Source organism: Streptomyces longispororuber (genome assembly GCF_024448165.1).
Classification (GTDB): domain Bacteria; phylum Actinomycetota; class Actinomycetes; order Streptomycetales; family Streptomycetaceae; genus Streptomyces; species Streptomyces longispororuber_A.
Window position 1 is genome coordinate 1 of record NZ_JAMOLN010000356.1, and the last position, 5762, is coordinate 5762.

Sequence of the window (5762 nt, forward strand, 5' to 3'; positions counted from 1 at the left end):
GCGCCAGCGCCTCCGACTCGGTCTTGGCCGCCCCGGGCACCCCGAGCGCGGCCAGGGACCGGTCGCGTACGGCGGACACGAAGTCGGCGGGAGCCGGCAGCGGCCCGTCCGCCCGCCGCTGCGCCGGAACGGCCGACGAGGACGGCACGGCCGACAGCGTCGGCGAGGGCAGGCGCTCGCTCCAGCAACCGGTGAGCGCGGCCCGCACCAGCGGATTGCGGCGCGCCGCGACCACCGTCCACTCCGCCACCATGTCGAGCCCGCCCTCCTTCAGGGCCCGGTCGACCCCGGCGAGGTACGCGTCGGCCTCCCGGCGGACGAGCGCCCGGGCGAGCCCTTCCTTGCTGCCGAACTCGTTGTAGAGGGTCTGCCGGGAGACGCCGGCGACCGCCGCCACGTCCACCATCCGCACCCCACCCCAGGGGCGCCGGCCGAGCGCGGTGTAGGCCGCGTCCAGTAGGGATTCCCGCGCTGCAGGCATCGTCGCCTCCCGGGCCGCCGGGTCCTTAACGGCTTGTTTCGCCAGAGTTGACGGGGTTGTCCGCAGTGTCAATAGCCCGCACGGCAAGCACTGGGCCCGGTACGGGATCAGGCCCTGTAGCAGCGGACCGACGACGATCGATACTGTTCACTCATGCCCGACTACCACGATGATCTGCGTCTCGCCCACGTCCTCGCGGACGCCGCCGACGCCGCGACGATGGACCGGTTCAAGGCTCTCGACCTGAAGGTGGAGACCAAGCCGGACATGACGCCGGTGAGCGAGGCGGACAAGGCGGCCGAGGAGCTGATCCGTGGCAACCTCCAGCGGGCCAGGCCGCGCGACGCGATCCTCGGCGAGGAGTACGGCATCGAGGGCACCGGCCCGCGCCGCTGGGTCATCGACCCGATCGACGGCACCAAGAACTACGTGCGCGGCGTTCCCGTCTGGGCGACGCTGATCTCCCTCATGGAGGCGGGCGAGGGCGGCTACCAGCCCGTGGTGGGCGTCGTCTCGGCCCCCGCGCTCGGCCGCCGCTGGTGGGCGGCGAAGGGTGCGGGCGCGTACACGGGCCGCAGCCTGACCTCCGCGTCGCGGCTGCACGTCTCCAAGGTGGGCCGTCTCGCCGACGCCTCCTTCGCGTACTCCTCGCTGACCGGCTGGGAGGAGCAGGGGCGGCTCGACGGGTTCCTCGACCTGACCCGCGCGGTGTGGCGCACCCGCGGCTACGGCGACTTCTGGCCGTACATGATGGTCGCCGAGGGCTCGATCGACATGTGCGCCGAGCCGGAGCTCTCGCTGTGGGACATGGCGGCGACCGCGATCGTCGTGTCCGAGGCGGGCGGCACCTTCACCGGCCTCGACGGACGCCACGGCCCGCACAGCGGCAACGCGGCGGCGTCGAACGGTCTGCTCCACGACGAGCTGCTGAGCTACCTGAACACCCGCTGACCGGAGGCCGGGGGCGCTGCGGGCGCCCCTGAACTCGCCTCCCGCGCCCCCTTGTTGGTGCTCCCTTTACCTGTAACTCTGAGAGTCCCCCCACTTGTGAACTTGTGAACCGCTTCTTGTTGAGCGGTTCAACAGGTGCCTCCCACAGGAAGGTGGCTCCATCCATGCTCGTCCGTGACGCCATGAGCACGATGGTCCTCACCATCGGTCCCGCCCACACCCTGCGCCAGGCGGCCCGCCTCATGTCCGCCCGCCGCGTCGGAGCCGCCGTGGTCCTCGACCCCGACGGCTGCGGCATCGGCATCCTGACCGAGCGCGACATCCTCAACTCACTCGGCCTGAACCAGAATCCGGACGCCGAGACCGCCGGCACCCACACCACCACCGACGTCGTCTTCGCCGCCCCGGCGTGGACCCTGGAGGACGCGGCGGAGGCGATGACGCACGGCGGCTTCCGCCATCTCATCGTGCTCGACCGGCAGGAGCCGGTCGGCATCGTCTCGGTCCGCGACATCATCCGCTGCTGGGCCCCGGCCAGGCGGCCCGCCCCGACCCTGACCGTCTAGGCACGACGAGCCGGGCACGACAGGCCGGGCACGACAAAGAGGGCCGGCTCCCCGAAGGGAACCGGCCCTCCCGCTCTCGGCAGGCGCCCGGGTCAGCTAGCCGCGCAGGGCCTTGACCGCGGCCTCCGGACGCGTGCCGAAGTCACCACGAATCCTCAGGCCAGGTCGAACCGGTCGAGGTCCATGACCTTGCTCCACGCCGCGACGAAGTCCTTGACGAACTTCTCCTTGGCGTCGTCGCTCGCGTAGACCTCGGCGACGGCACGGAGCTCGGAGTTCGAGCCGAAGACCAGGTCGGCGCGGGTACCGGTCCACTTGACGGCACCGGAGGCGTCGCGGCCCTCGAACTCGTCCTGCGCCTCGGACGTGGACTTCCACTTGGTGTCCAGGTCGAGCAGGTTGACGAAGAAGTCGTTCGTCAGCGTGCCCGTCCGCTCGGTGAGGACGCCGTGCTTGGAGCCGCCGTGGTTGGCGCCCAGGACGCGCAGACCACCGACGAGGACCGTCAGCTCGGGCGCGCTCAGGGTGAGCAGGTTCGCCTTGTCGAGCAGCAGGTACTCGGCCGGCAAACGGTTGCCCTTGCCCACGTAGTTGCGGAAGCCGTCGACGGTCGGCTCGAGCGCGGCGAACGACTCGACGTCCGTCTGCTCCTGCGTCGCGTCCACGCGGCCCGGCGAGAACGGCACCTCGACCTGCACGCCGCCGTCCTTGGCCGCCTGCTCGACGGCCGCGGTGCCCGCGAGCACGATCAGGTCGGCGAGGGAGACCTGCTTGCCGCCCTTGGCGTTGAACGACGCCTGGATGCCCTCGAGCGTGCGCAGCACGGTGGCGAGCTCGTCCGGGTTGTTCACCTCCCAGCTGCGCTGCGGCTCCAGGCGGATCCGGGCACCGTTGGCGCCGCCGCGCTTGTCGCTGCCGCGGAAGGTGGACGCCGAGGCCCAGGCCGCGGAGACGAGCTGCGCGGTGGTGAGGTCCGAGCCGAGGATCTGCTCCTTGAGCGCCGCGACGTCCGCGGCACCGATGAGCTCGCCCTCGCGCGCCGGCAGCGGGTCCTGCCACAGCAGCACCTCGGAGGGGACCTCCGGGCCGAGGTAGCGGACGACCGGACCCATGTCACGGTGCGTCAGCTTGTACCAGGCGCGGGCGAAGGCGTCCGCGAACTCCTCGGGGTTCTCGTAGAAGCGCCGCGAGATCTGCTCGTAGATCGGGTCGAAGCGCAGCGAGAGGTCGGTGGTGAGCATCGTCGGCAGGTGCTTCTTCGACGAGTCGAAGGCGTCCGGGATGATCGCCTCGGCGTTCTTCGCCACCCACTGGTGGGCACCGGCCGGGCTCTTGCCGAGCTCGTACTCGTACTCGAAGAGGTTCTTGAAGAAGAGGTTGCTCCACTCGGTCGGCTTCTCGGTCCAGGTGACCTCGAGGCCGGACGTGATGGCGTCCTTGCCGACACCGGTGTTGTACGTGCTCTGCCAGCCGAGGCCGAGCTGCTCCATCGGGGCGGCCTCGGGGTCCGCGCCGACGTGGTCCGCGGGGCCGGCGCCGTGGGTCTTGCCGAAGGTGTGGCCACCGGCGATGAGCGCGACGGTCTCCTCGTCGTTCATCGCCATGCGGCGGAACGTCTCACGGATGTCGCGGGCGGCGGCGACCGGGTCCGGGTTCCCGTTCGGACCCTCGGGGTTCACGTAGATGAGGCCCATCTGGACCGCGCCCAGCGGGTTCTCCAGCTCGCGGTCGCCCGTGTAGCGCTTGTCGCCGAGCCACTCGGTCTCGGGGCCCCAGTACACGTCCTCCTCGGGCTCCCACACGTCCTCGCGGCCACCGGCGAAGCCGAAGGTCTTGAAGCCCATCGTCTCCAGCGCGACGTTGCCGGTGAGGACCATGAGGTCGGCCCAGGAGATGTTCTGGCCGTACTTCTTCTTGACCGGCCACAGCAGACGGCGGGCCTTGTCGAGGCTGGCGTTGTCCGGCCAGCTGTTGAGCGGCGCGAAGCGCTGCTGACCGGCGCCGGCGCCACCGCGGCCGTCGCTGATCCGGTACGTACCGGCCGAGTGCCAGGCCATCCGGATCATCAGCGGGCCGTAGTTGCCGAAGTCGGCGGGCCACCAGTCCTGCGAGGTGGTGAGCACCTCGGCGATGTCCCGCTTCACGGCCTGGAGGTCGAGGGAGTTGAACGCCTCGGCGTAGTCGAACTCCTCACCCAGGGGGTTCGCCACCGCCGGGTTCTTGGCGAGGATCTTCAGGTTCAGCCGGTCCGGCCACCACTGACGGTTTCCACCGCCCTGGGTCGGGTGCGCCGCACGCCCGTGCGCGACCGGGCAGCCACCCTCACCTTCCGCCTTCGGGTCAGTGACGATTGCTTCATGGTTCTCGGACATTGGGGGCGCCCTTCCGGAGTTGTCCTGTCACTTGGCCTGAGCCGTGCTTGATCCTACAATGGACAATGTCTAAGTCAAGCAATGCTCCAAGGTTACGCCCGTTCGGGACCTGGGTCCCCTGACTGTTAGGCTGGTCTTTATGAGTGACCTGTTGGAACGACTGCGCGGACGCGGCTGGCGGATGACCGCGCAGCGCCGCGTCGTCGCCGAGGTCCTCGACGGGGATCACGTGCACCTGACGGCCGACGAGGTCCACTCCCGAGCGGTCGCGAGACTTCCCGAGATTTCCCGGGCCACCGTCTATAACACCCTGGGTGAGATGGTTTCGCTCGGCGAGGTCATCGAGGTGGCGACGGACAAGCGCGCGAAGCGCTACGACCCGAACGCGCACCGCCCCCACCAGCACCTGGTCTGCGCCCAGTGCGGCCAGATCCGCGACGTCCACCCGACGGGCAACCCCCTGTCGGCCCTCCCGGACTCCGAGCGCTTCGGCTTCACGATCTCGGACGTGGAGGTCACGTACCGCGGCCTGTGCCCGAGCTGCACGGCGGCGGCGTAACGCCCCTTTCTCGACCACGCGAGGCCCGCACCGAACGGTGCGGGCCTTTCGCATGCGCCCCGCCGGCGGCGCGGGGAACTGCGCGAGCAACCACGACACCCCCGCACCCGACGACGAACGGCGCGCCCGCCCGGTGACGAACGATGCACTCCCCACACACCCCCTTCCGCAATCTGACGACCCGTCATATTCTCGCGGGCGCCCACCACACTCCGCCGCACCCCCGGAGGGCCCCGTGCACCACAAACTCCGCGCCACAGACCTCACCCGTACCTTCGGCACCACCCACGCCCTCGGCCCCCTGGACCTCACGGCCGCCCCCGGCGAGTTCGTCTGCGTCGTCGGCCCCTCGGGCTGCGGCAAGTCCACGCTCCTGCGGATAGCCGCCGGCCTCACCCGCCCCTCCACCGGCACCCTGGAGATCCGCACCACCAGTCCCCGGCCGGCCGCGATGATCTTCCAGGACTACGGCATCTACGACTGGAAGACGGTCCTGGCCAACGTCCGCTTCGGCCTCGACGTGCAGAAGGTCCCGCGCAAGGAGGCGAACACCCGGGCCCGCGACTGGCTGGCCCGCATGGGCCTCGCCGACTTCGCCGACGCCTACCCCTCCGCCCTCTCCGGCGGCATGCGCCAGCGCGTCGCGATCGCCAGGGCGCTGGCCGTCGAGCCGGAGATCCTCCTCATGGACGAGCCGTTCGCCGCCCTGGACGCCCAGCTCCGCACGATCCTCCAGGACGAGCTCCTCGCCCTCACCCAGGCGACGCACACCACGACCCTCTTCATCACGCACAGCCTGGAGGAGGCGATCCTCCTCGGCGACCGGGTCCTGG

General features: G+C 70.5%; 6 protein-coding genes. 4 read left to right on the plus strand and 2 right to left on the minus strand.

Translation table 11 applies throughout. The annotated features are described in order from the left end of the window. On the minus strand, nucleotides 1-481 hold a 481-nt coding region (locus M4J07_RS46395), incomplete at its 3' end, for a TetR/AcrR family transcriptional regulator (RefSeq protein WP_255983167.1). A 153-nt stretch (nucleotides 482-634) separates the two neighbouring features. On the opposite strand from M4J07_RS46395, the gene hisN reads away from it, so the two are divergent. Together hisN and M4J07_RS46405 are read left to right on the plus strand one after the other, a co-directional pair. Then, nucleotides 635-1432 carry a histidinol-phosphatase gene (gene hisN / locus M4J07_RS46400; RefSeq protein ID WP_255983169.1) on the plus strand — a complete coding sequence of 266 codons (798 nt, stop codon included), beginning with the start codon at nucleotides 635-637 and terminating at the stop codon, nucleotides 1430-1432. A gap of 164 nt (nucleotides 1433-1596) precedes the next feature. Further along, nucleotides 1597-1998: a CBS domain-containing protein gene (locus M4J07_RS46405; protein WP_255983171.1), complete on the plus strand. Its 402-nt coding sequence runs from the start codon at nucleotides 1597-1599 to the stop codon at nucleotides 1996-1998. Nucleotides 1999-2153: 155 nt separating this feature from the next. Here the strand turns inward: M4J07_RS46405 and katG are convergent, their stop codons facing one another. Continuing rightward, nucleotides 2154-4370: a catalase/peroxidase HPI gene (gene katG / locus M4J07_RS46410; RefSeq protein ID WP_255983173.1), complete on the minus strand. Its 2217-nt coding sequence runs from the start codon at nucleotides 4368-4370 to the stop codon at nucleotides 2154-2156. 139 nt (nucleotides 4371-4509) lie between these two features. On the opposite strand from katG, the gene M4J07_RS46415 reads away from it, so the two are divergent. Both M4J07_RS46415 and M4J07_RS46420 read left to right on the plus strand, forming a co-directional pair. After that, on the plus strand, nucleotides 4510-4929 hold the full coding sequence (locus M4J07_RS46415) for a Fur family transcriptional regulator (protein WP_255983175.1): 420 nt from the start codon (nucleotides 4510-4512) through the stop codon (nucleotides 4927-4929). 235 nt (nucleotides 4930-5164) lie between these two features. Then, a partial coding sequence (locus M4J07_RS46420; protein WP_255983177.1) for an ABC transporter ATP-binding protein occupies nucleotides 5165-5762 on the plus strand: 598 nt, incomplete at its 3' end.

Excerpts from the sequence above, each read along its gene's own strand:
- hisN (WP_255983169.1), top strand. The coding sequence starts at position 635 with ATGCCCGACTACCACGATGATCTGCGTCTCGCCCACGTCCTCGCGGAC.
- M4J07_RS46405 (WP_255983171.1), top strand. The coding sequence starts at position 1,597 with ATGCTCGTCCGTGACGCCATGAGCACGATGGTCCTCACCATCGGTCCC.
- katG (WP_255983173.1), bottom strand. The coding sequence starts at position 4,370 with ATGTCCGAGAACCATGAAGCAATCGTCACTGACCCGAAGGCGGAAGGT.
- M4J07_RS46415 (WP_255983175.1), top strand. The coding sequence starts at position 4,510 with ATGAGTGACCTGTTGGAACGACTGCGCGGACGCGGCTGGCGGATGACC.